The organism is Vibrio sp. TRT 2004, assembly GCF_050113735.1.
GTDB lineage: Bacteria > Pseudomonadota > Gammaproteobacteria > Enterobacterales > Vibrionaceae > Vibrio.
On sequence record NZ_JBNJOH010000053.1, the window covers coordinates 1 to 14,905 of the forward strand.

A 14,905-nucleotide genomic window follows, 5' to 3' on the forward strand; every position below is an offset into this window, starting at 1 on the left:
GCTTTCTTATCCATATTGTCCATCCTTAGCCTTTAAGGCTTAAGTTTAGACAGTTACACAGAATTCAGGACACTCTCTATTATCGGGAAAAATTAACTAAGAAAAGGACTTCACTATGCGTAAATATCACTATTTAGCACTACTCATGTCAGACTCTTTTTTCTCTATGGCTGGAGAACATACTGTCAGCTTTTCGGCTAGAGTCGTCGAACGACCTTGCCCTATACAGACTGAAAATCATACAAATAAATTTATACAGACTGAAAATCATGCAAAAAAATTAATCGAAGATAGCTGTGTCCCCTTCAAAAAACCTGTATATGAAGCAATTTATGATACAGAAGATGATGGCATTACAGTCAAACATATTGGTAACATCGTTCATGTAACCTATCTATAGACATTAGTAATGTGGCTCACAAGCTGTAGTTAATGCTAGCATTGAGCCCATATCATTGGCTATTTGCTATCATTTTCTACCACTGTAACAACCATACCGGCTTCCACAACGACTTCATTCGGATGTTTTTCTATACCGCTAAATATTCCCTCAATTCCTTTGCTTCTTCTTTTAACCTCACTAGGTTAACACAAAATACTACTGATAAATCTAATGATCGTAAAACGAGAACAATCCTATAAAACAAGTTCAAAACTCTGTCGTCCAATACCCATCGCATTTCCATAAAACCTACAAATAAGCATAAGAGAGGCTACTAGCCCCTCTTATGTCAACCACAGACTAATCCTCTGACTGACAAAATGTCGCTATATACAGAGCTTCAACTTTTTCTCGAGCCCACGGTGTACGGCGTAAAAACTTCAGAGATGATTTTATTGATGGGTTATTGTAGAAACAGTTGATCTGAATTTCTGCGTCAAGTCCTTCCCAGCCGTAATGCTCTTGCAGGCGGGTAAGAAGTTGCTCTAACGTAATACCATGTAATGGATTGTTCGGCTGTTGCTGACTCATTGAATAGTGTTCCGACGATATCGAGGTGTAAAACGAGAGTCTAGCAAATATCAGTTATCTTTATTACGTTTTTCACTCCACAACGCACGTCCTCGTCTTTTACTTTTGCGGGTTTGGCAACGAATCAAAATCGCTTGTTTCTCCTCGTTAGACGCAGCTGACCAATTTAGGATCTCGTCTAGAGTTCGAAAACAACCTAAACAGATCTCTTCCTCATCAAGGCAACAGTGGTGAATACATGGACAAGCGATTGTCGATACGCCACTGTTACTTTCATTATCTCGGTTCATTTCACACCCCACTGTCTAGATTCTAGACCGAGATGAAAGTGGGTGCCTTACCCTAACCGCAATACTACCCTTGAGATCCGGCTACAGTGCATGACACTACCTTCCGTTTTGCTGTAAATAGCTCACGATGTTCTCAAACGCGATTCGGAAATAGAGCTCATAGCTGTTTTGTTCGACGTAACCGAGGTGGGGTGTGGCGATCACATTGGGTAAACTAAGCAAAGGCTCACTCTCTTGGTTTGCCGGCTCAACATCAAACACATCTAGCGCCGCCCTCTTGGTGGGAACCCTAACTAGCTCTTGGAATAGAGCCGACTTCTCTATCAACTCCGCTCGGCTCGTATTCACCAGTAAAGAATTTGATTTCATCCGTGCAAGATCATCGGCTGTAACACAGGCTCTAGTGGTATCATTCAGTCTCAAATGCAAAGAGACAATATCGGCTTGTGTAAAGAAATCCTGCTTAGAAGATGGTGCACTAAAACCATGCTCAACCGCCAACTTGCGTGAAGCTTCACTACCCCACACCATCACTTGCATACCGAATGCCTCAGCATAGCGTGCTATCCTCTGACCGATGTTTCCGTATCCCCAGATACCTAGGGTTAAGCCACTTAACGTGCGACCTAAACCAAGGTCTCCAGAGCTTTGCCATTGACCATTTTTTAGGTTGTTGGAGTAAATAGGAATATAACGACTCGCAGCCATAAGAAGCGCCCAGCACAATTCAGACGGAGCGATAGGCGAACCACGCCCCTCTAGGACTTTGACACCATATTTTTCACATAGTCCGACATCAATATGATTGCTCACTTTCCCAGTTTGACTAATCACGCTGAGATTGGGCAATTTCGCCAGTAAGGACTCGCTGATAACCGTTCGCTCCCGAATTAACACTAACACCTGAGTGTCTGCTAGCTTGACCGCCAGTTCATCTTCGGAGTAACTCTGACTAAAAACGGTTACATCATGCTCAGTAAGGAGCTTAAAACACTCTAAGCTTTTGACCACATCCTGATAGTCATCCAAAACGGTAATATTCAATTTACACTCCTTGTTCAGTGAGTACTCAACATATCACTGCGATATCATCACTGCCATGATTCGTTTGACTATCTATCTACCCTGCGAAAAATAACACCTTCTATTTTCTCATAAGGTGCTGTTTTTACTTGCCACTTTAAAGTAATACAGCCAAAGTAGCGGCAGATAGTTCAACAGCAAATTTTAGCGTCATGTTTAATAAATACAATCATTTGGCTTCCGAGCAAACCAAAGGCGTTTCAGCGTCCGTCTTATCCTCTTTGCTGTTTGCAACCATCCCTGCTTATGTCCAACTGCAACCAGAAATGGCTACGAGTTTAATCTCTGGAGGAGAGAGCCACTGGCTAGCGGTTCAGCGAATCATTTGGAGCACGCTGTTGTTTGCACTATTGCTGTTATTTACCAAGCGATTACCACTGCTTATCTCGGCATTAAAAGTACGAAACATGTGGTTAAATTACTTGTTATCCGCTGTTTTAGTGGCACCTCAATATTGGCTATTTGTCTGGGCTCCAGCCAATGGCGAAACGCTTAACCTCGCTCTCGGCTACTTTACACTGCCGATAGTCATGGTGTTGATTGGGCGGTTTGTCTATAAAGAGAGCCTCACACGCCTGCAAAAAGTCGCCTGTTTATTTGCTCTATTTGGCACTATCTGGGCATATGCTCTCTCTTCTGGCGTGTCGTGGGTGGTGTTAGTTGTCGCTCTTGGATACCCGCTTTACTTTATCAATCGAAAATCTATTCAGCTTCCCGCAGATATCGGTCTGGCGGTAGACCACATCATCTTGTTTCCGTTTGCCATGCTAGCGATGTTCTATCTCTATCCAGCACACTACATCACTGAATTGCCAACCACGACACATCTCTACTACTTCGGTTTAGCGGCGGTTTCTGTAACACCGATGCTGCTCTACCTCTATGCCTACACTAAGCTTCCAGTGTCTCTTTTTGGCCTGCTTGGCTATGTTGAACCAACCTTTATCTTTATCGTAGGTTTATTGATTGGCAGCACCATAACCCTGCAAGAAGTTCCCACTTACTTGTTTATTATGTGCGCCTTAATCGCCTTGATTACGGACAGTCACAAACGGCTGAAAAATATTCGGATAAAACGGCATCGCTGATCGGACGCCTCACCTGTTTTGATTCCATGTTATCTTTTATCTTTAAGTTTGTCGGCTGGATGATTCACGCCGTCATTAGTGACTACATCACCTAAGTCGAAAGGGTTCACCCCTTCCAGACAACCAATGTTAAACCCATATTCACTGGGGTTGGAACGACGTTGATGGTGGGTGTAAATACCACAGTTGGAACAAAAATAGTGTTTCGCTGTTTTGGTATTGAACTGATAGAGTTTAAGAACATCTTCTCCTTCCACAATGCGAATACCACTTAGGTCAACTGAACCAACAATTGCTCCCTTGCGACGGCATATCGAACAGTCACAACGGCGTGGATTTTCGATACCATTAGGCAAGGTCAGCTCAAGCACTACACTGCCACAGTGACAGCTAGCTTTGTGCTTAAGCTTGATTTCTGTATTGCCCACTTTGTTAATCATTATTTTTCCTCCTTGTGGTATTCGCCTCTATGGCCGAATAGCAAAGTCGCGAGTGTCTCGCCAAACAGCTATCCTTTGGCTTTTCCGTTGGGATCGTTATGCGCTAATCGCGGCGGCGTTTTCAACCATCACCACCCCTTGTTGCTCTAACTCATGGACGACACTCTCAGCGTTGTCAGGAAACACCGCTCGAGTTGAGGCAAGGTTAATGATGACTTTAAACCCAGCTGCAACTAACTGCTCGACCGACTTCTTAACGCAAAAGTCGAGAGCTAAGCCTCCAACGATGACGGTATCAATCTGATTGCTGCGAAGAAATTCGATGCCACCAGTCGACAGTGTGTCTGCCTGATCGTGGTAAAACGCACCGTACGGGTGAGCATCAGGATCAATGCCTTTATTAATCTGAAAATCATACTCACGTACTGATGGTAAACCCGGCAAGAGTTCTACCCCTTGAGTGCCAACGACACAGTGAGGGTTCCATTTGATATCCACTTCCGGCAGGCCTACTGGCTCAAGCATCCTATCCGGACTTTCCGCTTCCCAAGCGGCACCGGGTGGATGCATATCACGTGATACTAATTTCAAACTTGCTTTACCATGATTGAGTATAAGCTCATCAACTATCTGTAACGCACCCGCGACGGGCAGTTCGTTTGGACACAGTTCACTAAACCCTTGCTGTGGGTCGACGTCGATACAAGCGGTTTTGTTCTTCTCGATTTCTACACGTTGCATGCGCATCTCTAGCTCCTTCTTGATATCAACGTAAACAAGTTTGAAAATAAGTCACACTCTTCTCGCTGAGGCTATATACCTGAGCAGGCTTTCCGCCTTTGCCTCTGTTTGTTGAAGCCATTTTGTTGGCACTAACGATTACGCCAGTATCGATAAGACGTCGTTTCACCGTCATCCGATTCACTTCAACACCGAACTTTTCGTATGCCGCGATAATGTCTGACACTAAGAACTCCTTATCAAGAGCAAATAAGGCAACAGAGGTGTATTCGATCGCGGCACGTAATTTATGCCAAGCCAAGGAGATCAGTTGAGCGTGGTCAAACGCTAACGCCACTTGGTTATCGAGCACTTCATTGAGCCCAAACCATCTTAGCTGTTCACGACACAACCCGCTGTTCTCGATCTGTTCAACATTTGCGTTATTAAGTAACGCGTAATGTGCAATAGTCACACTCCACCCTTCAGGGTCACGCTTCGGGTTACCTTCAACCATTGGTTGGCTGATGTAGTTAGGATAGGTATGAATCTTCTGTCGACAAATACGGCGACGTGCTGCGTCAAAATCTTCATCCGCAGGCTGTCCACCTTGATTGGTCAGATCTTGCTCAAACACAAAACCACCTGGAATTGACCACATACCATGTTGAGGCCGGTCAGCGTTGTTGCGCTTAATCAGCAATACTTCTAACCCGCTCTCTCCTAATCTGAGGCAGATCATGTCGATAGTGACAATCATGGTGAATTTCCTACATCCTTAATTCAACCAACACCTTACCACTGGAATGCAGCAGGTCAACAGGAAAGTAACGTTTTGTGATTAACTACGTTAATTTAATTTTCATGCCCTTAAAAGGCTTTTGGCTATAAGCAATAATTCATATAGGGAAATAGCGGTTAGACTAAAGTAGTTAATAACACAATTTGACAAACCTAATAGGCTACTTTAAAGTTTGGTGGAACAATTAGCCTGATTAACCGATAGGATGGTTGAATGACCACCAAGCTTTTCAATGACCGTATCATTCAAAGTGCTCTCGATCTCGACGTTTATAAGATCAATATGATGCACGCTGCTCATAAGTACTATCCAACCACGACGGTACGCTATGAGCTCATTGTTCGTTCAGATGAAGACCTTTCCTATCTTGCGCCGCAAGTAGAAAGTGAGATCGCGAAACTCGCGCACTGTTATTTTTCTCAACAAGAACTCAGCTACTTAGCGAGTCAGGCTCCCTATTTAGAATCCGGTTTTATCGAGTATTTGCGCAACTTTCGTTTTAAACCTGCTCAACAGGTGTCTGTGACCACCTCAACAGCAAGCGGAAAGCCCCAGCTAAAAGTATCCGTTAGTGGTCTCTGGCATGAGACCATCCTGTATGAAACGCTAGCGATGAGTATTATCTCTGAACTCCCCAACCGAAGCCGCTGGAGTCATATCCCTTATGAACAGTTCCACAATGTTCTGGCGGAAAAAGTCGCTAGACTTAAAATCGAGCTCGACCAGCGCAAGATCGATAATTTCACGTTTTCCGAAATGGGTAGCCGACGCCGTTTCAGTGCACAGGTACAGCACGATGTGGTTGATTACCTACGCCAACATGTCCCAGATTTAATGTCAGGCACCAGTAACTACCATTTGGCAAAACAGTTTTCGCTAACTCCTATCGGTACGGTTGCCCATGAATGGTTTATGGCTCATCAGCAGCTTGCAAAACCTGGCGAGTCACAAAGAGTTGCCCTCGATCTCTGGCAACAAGCCTTTGATGGTAGTTTAGGGATTGCCCTGACCGACACCATTGGCATCAACGCATTCCTGCAAGATTTTACTTTGCAACGCGCCAATGCCTACGCTGGCGTGCGTCATGACTCTGGTAACCCTTTTGATTGGGGTGACAAAATGATTGCTCACTACCAGTCACTCGCTATCGATCCAAAATCAAAAGTGCTGATCTTTACCGATGGACTTAACTTTGAGCGTGCGCTGGAGATTTGTCAGTACTTTGCCGGACGAGCGAATATCAGCTTTGGTATAGGAACGTTTCTGGCTAACGATATGGGCGATTGGGAGGATCAAGACGGTCGCTATCAACCCCTCTCTATGGTAGTGAAGATGGCTCAATGTAATGGTGCTCCAGTGGCAAAAATCAGTGATGAACCTGAAAAAGCCATGTGTGAAGATCCTGCCTTTCTTGCCGAGTTAAAGCAGAATTTTGGGCTTGAGTCTACATTCGATAAAGCAAGCTGATCGCGAAGCATTCATAGAAAACGGAGCATTACGCTCCGTTTTTTTGTTTTATAACGTCTTATAAGCTCATAATTTTTTTGAACTCTTCTTCAGAATACTTCTTCTCTGTGCTCTTGGTTAAGTCTGTCATCATCTTATATCTTAGTTCCGTCGCCATACTTAACGTACGTTTAAGCTGCCCGTAAGAGTAGTCTGAGGCCATGTTCAGTGCCGCCTGTTTATCGGTTTTGTACATGCTAGTCAACGTTTGATCTAAATGCTTCACTTGTTTATAGAGCTGATTTTCCTCTTCGTCCCATGTCGCTTTTAAGATCGGTAGATACTTATCTGGATTGGCAGACGCCAATGCCGTTAAGCTTCGGAACTGCCAATAGGCAGAATCATCACTATATGTATCATCACCCACTTTGAACGCTTTAGGGTATTGGTGCAATGTGGAATATAGCGGCACTAAAACTGATTCAGGTAACACACCAAAGCTCTGCCAAATTACCCCTTGCAGTTCATCCGGCATATTTGGTCGCAACTGAATAATATGCGATTCTAGCTGACGCTCGACCCGAATTGGTCGTTCCGCCTTGCCCTCTAGCGCCGTCCCATCGAAAGTCGCGCTCAACACTTGCGCGACATCTTTCACCGAGATTTTCTCGTCAGGCTTCATAAACAGAGGGTACTGTGCAAGTCGACTTTGTTGGTACTTAGACGGAGTGAGCATCTTTTGCCCTAACCATTCGCGGTCAATATTGTACTCATCCCCTATCACACCAAAGGCTTTGGCGAAATTGAACGACTTTTTGTCAGCCTTATCGAGAAGCTTATGCTGCTCAACAAACTCGAAGATGCCTTTTGAATGTAAAACATCTTTATTGTCTAAGTTCACACCGTGTATGCGCAGACCATTAGCGATCATCGCGTAGCTATCATCCGGTACTTTTACCGCTATCCAGTGGTGACCTGAACCGATTTCAAACAACCAAGCTTCGTTGATATCAGCGATGTAGAGGCTGTTGCCCTCACCCGCGCCATAGGTTTCGATATATTGACCAAGAAGCTCGACGGCTTGCTTGGCATTCTCCGCCTGAGGAAGAATTAATGTAGGAATGATCGCTTCAATAATCCCCTTCTCGACCAGAGGATCCACTTTGGCGACCTTATCGTTTACCTCAGCGCTTGTCGTCGCGGAGATAGCAACATTGTGCTCATTGATACCACGCTCTTCATAGAACTTGCCATCACTGTCGACGGTTTTCGCATCCCAGTCAGGTATCGCTGAGTAGGCATAGAAGTGCTTCGGCATCGGCACAACCAAGCCATTGCCGAGTTTCCAATCGCCTTGTTGGTTATCTTGCGCTGGTCGATACTCAAGGTATTTATTCCAGTTGTTGACACCGAAGTCTTCGTTACGCGCAATCATGATACTGCCATCGCTAGAAGCTCCTTTGCCGACGATAAGACCAGTACAGGCTATTGCATTACCACTTAATGCGACAGCGACAGCCGTTGCTAGAAAAGACACAGACCATGTTTTCATCTTAATTCTCCGCATATGAAACGAGATAGAGCCTAAGTTCACGTCAGTTGTATTTGCAGGTATTTTTATTGTCGTAATAGGAACTGAGTGTACTTAGCATTGGGCGGAAATTTTCTTCCACTCGTCACATTAATGACAAATTAAAATGAGAATAATTATTTGAAAAATATGCATTTTTTGCATAATTCTCGGTATTATTTAAAGGTCAACTTTGCCAGTACTCCAATCAAACTTCGCACACAGTTGTTTAAGCTCTGCCACTTCAGATGCGGTTTGTGACACCAACCAATCCAAAATTTCATTGGCAATAGGGGTATAATTTTTTTGATAACAATAGTACTGCCAGTCACTATGCTGTAAAGCAATCGTCTCAGGGCATTTGAGGAACTTTCGTTTGAGTTCAGGTAATACCAATAGCAGATCCGTCACGGTTACACCCTGTCCCGATAGACACGCACTTAACGCCAAATCTAAACTAAAAAAGACGGTATCGCGTCCCTGCTTTTTACCTTTCAGATCCGCATTAGCAAGCCACAGTTTCCAGTCTTGGTGATCAAGCGTGGCATGCAGATGAGGGAGTTTAAGCACATCTTCAATCTGAATACTCTTATCTGATAATAACTCTGCGTAAACAGGTGCCATATATTCTGCTCGCAAGAAGCTCACACCAGGCTTACCAATATAGCGTTCACGCTTGCGGCTATTAATGATCAATAGATCACAATCTTCATGTTCAAGTATCGGATCTTCTTCAATTGAGGGGATGATAACTATCTCATGTTCAGGATATTTTTCGTTGAGCAGAGCAACATTGGGCATCAAAACACGCGTGGCATAGCTAAGGGCACTCTTTATTACGATGCGTTTTTTTGTCGGTGCTTTCCACTGTGCAATCAGGGAATCTAACTGATGGAAGTGATTACTCAGTATCTGATAAAGATCTCGGCCCTGTTCGGTTAATTCGATGGAGCGATGTTTACGAATCAACAGTGAAACCGTCAGCTCCTCTTCAAGCTGTTTGATCTGCCGGCTGACCGCACTTTGCGTGACGTTGAGCTCATCCGCTGCTCTGGTAAAACTCATCAAACGAGCCACCACTTCGAACACCTTGAGTGCATTGTGTGAGTAAGGAAGATTTGAATAAGGTGTCATCACTTTTCCCATGATCTGAACTCATACCAGAGTGACATAAATGTCATTTGAATGCCAGTTGGATAATCATTACCTTTATGTGATTCCGATCACGAGGCGCACCATGAAAAAAATACTCTCCCTGGCGATACCACTGATTATTTCGCAGATGATATCAATGGCATTGGTTCTAACCGATGTTTGGATGATGTCGCGATTAAGTGTATCCGCGATTGCCGCAGGAGGATTAGGCGCGTCTATCTACTCTTTTGTCTTCATTGTTGCCGGTAGCACTGTGGGTTGTGTCGCTAACCTTGTGGCAATTGCCTATGGGCAGCGCGTTGCACGTCCTGAATTTGGTAATCAGCAAATTCGTCTTGCGGTCAAAGGGGCCGTGCTGCTTTCGCTCGTTCTCAGTGTTGTTCTCACGGTGAGTTTTGCTTTTGTACCTCAGCTATTATCGCTCGCTAACCAACCAGCAGAGTTATCCGAGCTAGCGATGCAATATGTCGATACCCTCAAATGGGCGATGCTTCCATCGCTATTACTTCTGGTACTGCGCGGCCTCACCAGTGCTTTTGGCAATGTCCGTTCGATCATGGTGATGTCTCTCCTGACGGTCATACTGAATGTGCCTATCAGCTACTTACTCGCCTTCACTTTTGAACTGGGACTGGCTGGCCTTGGAGCGGGTACAGCTCTAGCTGCAGTTATTGTCATGATTGGCTATGGTCGTTGGGTTTTCAAACGCCCCGAGTTCGCCTCTTTTGCCCCTTGGCTTAATCGTCATGAATACTCCTTAACGCTGCTAACCCCTCTTCTCACTATGGGCTTACCTATTGCGTTAGCTGCTCTGCTGGAGCACGGGTTGATTTATGGCGGTACATTAATGGCAGGTACCATAAGTATTGCCGCTTTGGCGCTGCATCAAATCCTGCTGCAATGTCTAAGTTTTACTTGGAATATCAACTTTGGTTTTTCTCAGGCAGCGGCGATTTTGGTTGGTCAAGACTTCGGAGCAGAGAATTATGATGGTATCAAGCGCACCGCACTGCGTAGCTTTGGCCTAACCACAATTTTGAGCATCGTACTCGCGGGAGGCTTTATGCTTTGGCCTGAAGCGATTGCCGCCATGTTTAACCTAGATGCTGAGCTGACTCAATTGCTGACCATGGTACTTTGGGTGGTTGCACTGTCATTTATTGTGGATGCTTGGCAACTGCTCGCAATCAATCTACTGCGTGGAATGAAAATTGTCGTTGCACCAACCATTATGACGGCTATTGGTTACTGGTTGTTCGGACTGCCTGCGGCTTGGTTACTGATGCCAGAGCATCAACTCGCCGGCATTTGGGGAGGAATTGGTATAGGTCTTGGCGTCACTGGTGTATTGCTGCTTGTTCAATTGCTTATGGCGATTCGAAAACAGCGCTCATCCGAACCTCTTGCGATGGCAATGAGCTAAACGCTCATTGCCACAGAGTGGCGAGCTCGCTTAGAGGCAGTGAACATAACGATCACTCTCTCACACGCCGATAATGAATTTTTGCTGGTAAAATAACATCTTGTGCCCCCAAATGTGGGTCACTAAGCAAAGACTTACCTGCCTCAAACAAAGCAGATGCAATCGCATTACAATCCTGCTCTATCGAATCAATTTTGATTGGCAGACAATCAAGAATGTCATCGTTATCGAAAGTCGCAATACGAATATCACTATCAAGCAGTTTATGTTGAGTCAGATAACGTAATACCCCTTCGAGCAGCGAATAGGACGCGGTAAATACCGCCTTTGGAGGGCGCCCCAACTGAATCGTCGCTTGCTCAAACATCTCATAACCCGATCTCGGCTGATAGTCTTTGCTAAACACATGCTCAGCCACAAAATGAACTCCGGCTTTCGCTAATCCAGATTGAAAGCCTGCAAAACGCTCTTTACTTGGTGAGAGTTCTAGCTGACCACCGATGTAAATGCATTCATTTACGCCTTCAACTAAGCGTTCAACAAGCTGCTCAGTGGCACCTTTCGCATCGGTTTTAATCTTGGTGAAGGGAGTTTGATTTAATACACGGTCAAATAAGATAACTGGTGTTGTTTGGCGAACTTGCTGTAACACGGTGTCATCCACCATAGAAGTTGCAACCAACAGCAGATCAACTTGGCGGTCAACCAAACTCTCAACCGCTTCTTTCTCCAGCTGAGGATCATCTTCAGATGAAGCAATCAGTAATTGATAGCCGCTGGCACGACAAAGTTGTTCAAGACTCTTCGCAATTCGCGCAAAACCCATATTCGCTAAGTCAGGGATCACCAAGCCGGCAGTAAAGGTCTTTTGTGATTTGAGCGCTCTGGCATAGATGCTCGGCGTATAGTTATTCGCCTGAGCAATTTGCTCGACCTTTTCAACCGTAGCCTGATTGATACGGTGTTTTTTTGCATGCCCATTAAGGACGAAACTGACCGTCGATTTCGACACTCCCGCCAACTTTGCGATGTCGGCCAATTTGAGTTTTTTGCTGGTCATGATTGTTCAGTCCATCCTTTCAATGAATATCATCTGACTACCTATCCAAGCGCCAAGCATACTACCAATTCCTGCTCACCCATACTGACACTTCTGCTCATCGCAAAAAAGATCGTTTGCGATCACAATTTCTCTCACAATCTCGTAAGTATAGTCATTTAACCTATATAGCTAAACCGTTTTAGCTATATAATTAGCTCTACATCATTTGACAACATGAGGTAATACTAATGAACAGAGTTTGGTTGACTGGCGATGCGGTTGTAGACCTTATTCCAGATACAGATACGACCTATTTAAAATGCCCCGGTGGCGCTCCAGCCAATGTCGCTGTCGCCATCGCACGACTGAATGGTCAACCTGCCTTTTTCGGTCGAGTCGGTCAAGATCCTCTTGGGCGCTTTATGCAACAGACCCTAGCGCGCGAAAATGTGGACACTGAGTTTATGATACTCGATAGCGATCAACGTACCTCAACAGTCATTGTTGATCTCGACGATTCGGGTGAACGTAGCTTTACCTTTATGGTTAAACCCAGCGCTGATCAGTTCTTACAGCCAAATGATGTTCCAACATTTAAAACTGGAGAATGGCTGCACGTGTGCTCTATCGCTTTAGCCAATGAGCCAAGCCGAAGCACGACTTTGTCTGCCATGCGTCAGATTAAATCGGTTGGTGGTTTTGTTAGCTTTGACCCTAATCTACGCGAAGAAGTGTGGGCTAACCCAGACGAGATGAAACCGATCGTCAACCAAGCCATTGCCCTAGCCGATGTGGTCAAATTCTCTGATGATGAGTTGCTTTACCTGACCGATACCGATGCACTAGAGGCTGGGTTGAACGCAATTGAAAGCTATAACAATACTCTAGTGTTGGTTACACAAGGCGCGAAAGGCGCTCTAGTCGTATTTGAGGGTCACCACCGTTTACTGGCTGGTCAGGCAGTTACACCGATTGATACCACTGGCGCTGGCGACGCTTTTGTTGGTGGCTTACTGGCTAAACTTTCTCAAAGCAGTGATTGGGCGACTCAAGAAACCATTGATTCAGCGGTTGTCTGGGCAAATGGTTGCGGTGCGTTAGCGACAACTCAAAAAGGCGCTATGACAGCTCTGCCCACACAGCAACAACTGCTCGACTATATCTAGCAAAGCTTACCAAACCCCAAATGATAAATTTGGGGTTTTATTGCCATCGATTAACGCACCGACTTAAAGGGCGCCGCGCTCGGATTGAGCTTCTTAATGGTCACTGGTGAACGTGCGCCATGGAGAGAAATACTCGTGGCATCAGAGGCAGTAAAGACACGAGATGTCATCACCGCGTCACCGTGGTTAACAAATATCTCAACCGAAGAGTTATCTGCCAAGATCCTGAGATTTATGCGCTCAGACTGCACTGGAAGTTCTCGGATACTATCCTGAGCCCAATTAAGAGTGTTCGAACGATCTAGAATCAAACGCGACTTATCCATATCAGCATGCACAATCAGCTTATGCTCACTGCCCTCAAATAGGTGCAAAGTCGCCCCCCACTCCAACTCGATACTGAGATCATACGACTTGGTCTTTAGATCGTAGGGTTCGTTTGTGAGCTCAATTCTGGTCTGGGACGCCACTAAACGATCAAGTTCGCCAATCGGCCACTGGATTAACTTGCCCTCTTTGACGCTTAACTCTCGCATTGCAGTGAGCTGGTGTATCCAACCATTCTCTACGCTAGGCTGATCCACCTCATCTGGTAATCCCATCCAAGCACACAAAATCCGACGGCCATCAGGCGTTAGCATGGTTTGGGGAGCGTAAAAGTCGAAACCATAATCCAGATAGGCAAATTCCCCAAAATCGATACCTTGTTGATTGTTCCAGTTCGCTTTCACAATCCCATTATGGTGAGGAACCGTGTTATGCGGTGAGAATGATTCAATACCCTGTGGCCCGATAATGAGATAGTGTTGTTCATCTAGTATGAACATATCTGGGCATTCCCACATATAACCGAAGTCACCCAACTCTGCACCATACAGACCATCATACTGCCAGTTTTCCAGATCATTCGAGCGATACAGCGCGATGCGGCCTTTTAACTCCGTTGTCTGCGCGCCGAGTAGCATCAGCCACTCTTGGTTGTGACGGATGATTTTAGGATCGCGGATATGTGGCGTGACACCATCAGGTAATTCTGAAATAACAGGACCACGTTTAACGAAGTTACGCCCGTCGCTTGAAACCGCAACGCACTGCGTCGTATGCCGGTCACGTTGCTGACCAATGCGAGTATTGCCAGTATAAAACAGCATCAATTGTTCATTGTGGCTAACGGCATGGCCAGAAAATACGCCGTGAGAATCAAACCAATCCGAAGGAGTAAGAACCACGGACTGCCAACGCCAATTGATCAAATCCGTGCTGGTTTGATGGACCCAATGCTTATCCTTGTGCTGGCAAGCATACGGGTACCACTGATAAAACAAATGATACTCACCGTTATGATAAATGAAACCATTAGGGTCATTGAGAAGCCCATTTGGCGGCGAAATGTGCCAATCAGGCCGGTAAGGACACTCAGTAGGTATCGTACGCTTCGTTAAGTGGCTCTGCTGACGGTCAGCAATTACCTCGCCAATTTCGAGCAGCTCGTTACGACCTATTGACTCGGGTCTATCGAATACCAGTTGATACTCACCCAATACATTCGTCACCTCGTAGGGGTATTCACCTCGAGTGATCAAATCTATTTCAGCGACAGAGAAAATCAGCTTGTCCTCAGGAGCCAATACCCGAGTTATGTTGTTTTTGCCTCCGCATAGGGAGAAATAGTGCGCAATGGACATCAAAACTTACCTAAAAAATTGG

At 45.3% G+C, this 14,905-nt stretch carries 15 protein-coding genes; 5 read left to right on the forward strand and 10 right to left on the reverse strand.

Annotation, left to right across the window (positions count from 1 at the left end):
- Positions 1–115 precede the first annotated feature (115 nt).
- Positions 116–400 (forward strand): hypothetical protein, encoded by a 285-nt coding sequence (locus ACQEXR_RS17145; RefSeq protein ID WP_427020796.1) that lies wholly within the window; start codon positions 116–118, stop codon positions 398–400.
- A 342-nt stretch (positions 401–742) separates the two neighbouring features.
- On the opposite strand, the gene ACQEXR_RS17150 is transcribed toward ACQEXR_RS17145, so the two are convergent.
- The 3 genes from ACQEXR_RS17150 to ACQEXR_RS17160 form a co-directional block, all read right to left on the reverse strand.
- Positions 743–973 carry a VF530 family DNA-binding protein gene (locus tag ACQEXR_RS17150; protein WP_426950599.1) on the reverse strand — a complete coding sequence of 77 codons (231 nt, stop codon included), beginning with the start codon at positions 971–973 and terminating at the stop codon, positions 743–745.
- 50 nt (positions 974–1,023) lie between these two features.
- Positions 1,024–1,263: a DUF1289 domain-containing protein gene (locus ACQEXR_RS17155; RefSeq protein ID WP_427020797.1), complete on the reverse strand. Its 240-nt coding sequence runs from the start codon at positions 1,261–1,263 to the stop codon at positions 1,024–1,026.
- A 96-nt stretch (positions 1,264–1,359) separates the two neighbouring features.
- Positions 1,360–2,307, reverse strand: a complete 948-nt coding sequence (locus ACQEXR_RS17160; protein WP_427020798.1) for a D-2-hydroxyacid dehydrogenase family protein — start codon at positions 2,305–2,307, stop codon at positions 1,360–1,362.
- Between the two features lie 191 nt (positions 2,308–2,498).
- Between ACQEXR_RS17160 and rarD the strand changes: the two genes are divergently transcribed.
- A complete protein-coding gene (gene rarD / locus ACQEXR_RS17165) occupies positions 2,499–3,434 on the forward strand; it encodes an EamA family transporter RarD (RefSeq protein ID WP_427020799.1) in 936 nt (311 codons plus the stop codon).
- Positions 3,435–3,463: 29 nt separating this feature from the next.
- Here rarD and ACQEXR_RS17170 read toward each other — a convergent pair whose 3' ends face one another.
- The 3 genes from ACQEXR_RS17170 to ACQEXR_RS17180 all read right to left on the reverse strand — a co-directional run bounded on the left by ACQEXR_RS17170 (position 3,464) and on the right by ACQEXR_RS17180 (position 5,354).
- Positions 3,464–3,874: a GFA family protein gene (locus ACQEXR_RS17170; RefSeq protein ID WP_427020800.1), complete on the reverse strand. Its 411-nt coding sequence runs from the start codon at positions 3,872–3,874 to the stop codon at positions 3,464–3,466.
- 96 nt (positions 3,875–3,970) lie between these two features.
- On the reverse strand, positions 3,971–4,621 hold the full coding sequence (locus tag ACQEXR_RS17175) for an isochorismatase family protein (protein WP_426950592.1): 651 nt from the start codon (positions 4,619–4,621) through the stop codon (positions 3,971–3,973).
- Positions 4,622–4,640: 19 nt separating this feature from the next.
- Positions 4,641–5,354, reverse strand: a complete 714-nt coding sequence (locus ACQEXR_RS17180; protein ID WP_331418422.1) for an NUDIX domain-containing protein — start codon at positions 5,352–5,354, stop codon at positions 4,641–4,643.
- A 255-nt stretch (positions 5,355–5,609) separates the two neighbouring features.
- Between ACQEXR_RS17180 and pncB the strand changes: the two genes are divergently transcribed.
- The gene (gene pncB, locus ACQEXR_RS17185) at positions 5,610–6,863 is read left to right on the forward strand and encodes a nicotinate phosphoribosyltransferase (RefSeq protein WP_427020801.1); all 1,254 of its coding nucleotides are present in this window, start codon (positions 5,610–5,612) and stop codon (positions 6,861–6,863) included.
- 58 nt (positions 6,864–6,921) lie between these two features.
- On the opposite strand, the gene ACQEXR_RS17190 is transcribed toward pncB, so the two are convergent.
- Both ACQEXR_RS17190 and ACQEXR_RS17195 read right to left on the reverse strand, forming a co-directional pair.
- Positions 6,922–8,394 carry a C69 family dipeptidase gene (locus ACQEXR_RS17190; protein WP_426950589.1) on the reverse strand — a complete coding sequence of 491 codons (1,473 nt, stop codon included), beginning with the start codon at positions 8,392–8,394 and terminating at the stop codon, positions 6,922–6,924.
- 198 nt (positions 8,395–8,592) lie between these two features.
- A complete protein-coding gene (locus ACQEXR_RS17195; protein ID WP_426950674.1) occupies positions 8,593–9,546 on the reverse strand; it encodes a LysR family transcriptional regulator in 954 nt (317 codons plus the stop codon).
- A 103-nt stretch (positions 9,547–9,649) separates the two neighbouring features.
- Between ACQEXR_RS17195 and ACQEXR_RS17200 the strand changes: the two genes are divergently transcribed.
- Complete coding sequence (locus tag ACQEXR_RS17200) at positions 9,650–10,990, forward strand: MATE family efflux transporter (RefSeq protein WP_426950587.1); 1,341 nt, start codon at positions 9,650–9,652, stop codon at positions 10,988–10,990.
- Between the two features lie 52 nt (positions 10,991–11,042).
- Here the strand turns inward: ACQEXR_RS17200 and ACQEXR_RS17205 are convergent, their stop codons facing one another.
- Entirely contained in the window at positions 11,043–12,050 is a 1,008-nt protein-coding gene (locus ACQEXR_RS17205; protein ID WP_426950586.1) for a LacI family DNA-binding transcriptional regulator, read from the reverse strand.
- A 230-nt stretch (positions 12,051–12,280) separates the two neighbouring features.
- On the opposite strand from ACQEXR_RS17205, the gene ACQEXR_RS17210 reads away from it, so the two are divergent.
- Positions 12,281–13,198: an aminoimidazole riboside kinase gene (locus tag ACQEXR_RS17210; RefSeq protein ID WP_426950585.1), complete on the forward strand. Its 918-nt coding sequence runs from the start codon at positions 12,281–12,283 to the stop codon at positions 13,196–13,198.
- 50 nt (positions 13,199–13,248) lie between these two features.
- Here ACQEXR_RS17210 and ACQEXR_RS17215 read toward each other — a convergent pair whose 3' ends face one another.
- Positions 13,249–14,883: a glycoside hydrolase family 32 protein gene (locus tag ACQEXR_RS17215; RefSeq protein WP_427020802.1), complete on the reverse strand. Its 1,635-nt coding sequence runs from the start codon at positions 14,881–14,883 to the stop codon at positions 13,249–13,251.
- Positions 14,884–14,905: the final 22 nt, after the last annotated feature.

Coding starts and splice junctions, on each gene's coding strand:
- ACQEXR_RS17175 (WP_426950592.1), bottom strand. CDS start 4,621: ATGCGCATGCAACGTGTAGAAATCGAGAAGAACAAAACCGCTTGTATC.
- ACQEXR_RS17215 (WP_427020802.1), bottom strand. CDS start 14,883: ATGTCCATTGCGCACTATTTCTCCCTATGCGGAGGCAAAAACAACATA.
- ACQEXR_RS17195 (WP_426950674.1), bottom strand. CDS start 9,546: ATGACACCTTATTCAAATCTTCCTTACTCACACAATGCACTCAAGGTG.
- ACQEXR_RS17200 (WP_426950587.1), top strand. CDS start 9,650: ATGAAAAAAATACTCTCCCTGGCGATACCACTGATTATTTCGCAGATG.
- ACQEXR_RS17150 (WP_426950599.1), bottom strand. CDS start 973: ATGAGTCAGCAACAGCCGAACAATCCATTACATGGTATTACGTTAGAG.
- pncB (WP_427020801.1), top strand. CDS start 5,610: ATGACCACCAAGCTTTTCAATGACCGTATCATTCAAAGTGCTCTCGAT.
- ACQEXR_RS17205 (WP_426950586.1), bottom strand. CDS start 12,050: ATGACCAGCAAAAAACTCAAATTGGCCGACATCGCAAAGTTGGCGGGA.
- ACQEXR_RS17170 (WP_427020800.1), bottom strand. CDS start 3,874: ATGATTAACAAAGTGGGCAATACAGAAATCAAGCTTAAGCACAAAGCT.
- ACQEXR_RS17155 (WP_427020797.1), bottom strand. CDS start 1,263: ATGAACCGAGATAATGAAAGTAACAGTGGCGTATCGACAATCGCTTGT.
- ACQEXR_RS17145 (WP_427020796.1), top strand. CDS start 116: ATGCGTAAATATCACTATTTAGCACTACTCATGTCAGACTCTTTTTTC.
- ACQEXR_RS17190 (WP_426950589.1), bottom strand. CDS start 8,394: ATGAAAACATGGTCTGTGTCTTTTCTAGCAACGGCTGTCGCTGTCGCA.
- ACQEXR_RS17180 (WP_331418422.1), bottom strand. CDS start 5,354: ATGATTGTCACTATCGACATGATCTGCCTCAGATTAGGAGAGAGCGGG.
- ACQEXR_RS17210 (WP_426950585.1), top strand. CDS start 12,281: ATGAACAGAGTTTGGTTGACTGGCGATGCGGTTGTAGACCTTATTCCA.
- rarD (WP_427020799.1), top strand. CDS start 2,499: ATGTTTAATAAATACAATCATTTGGCTTCCGAGCAAACCAAAGGCGTT.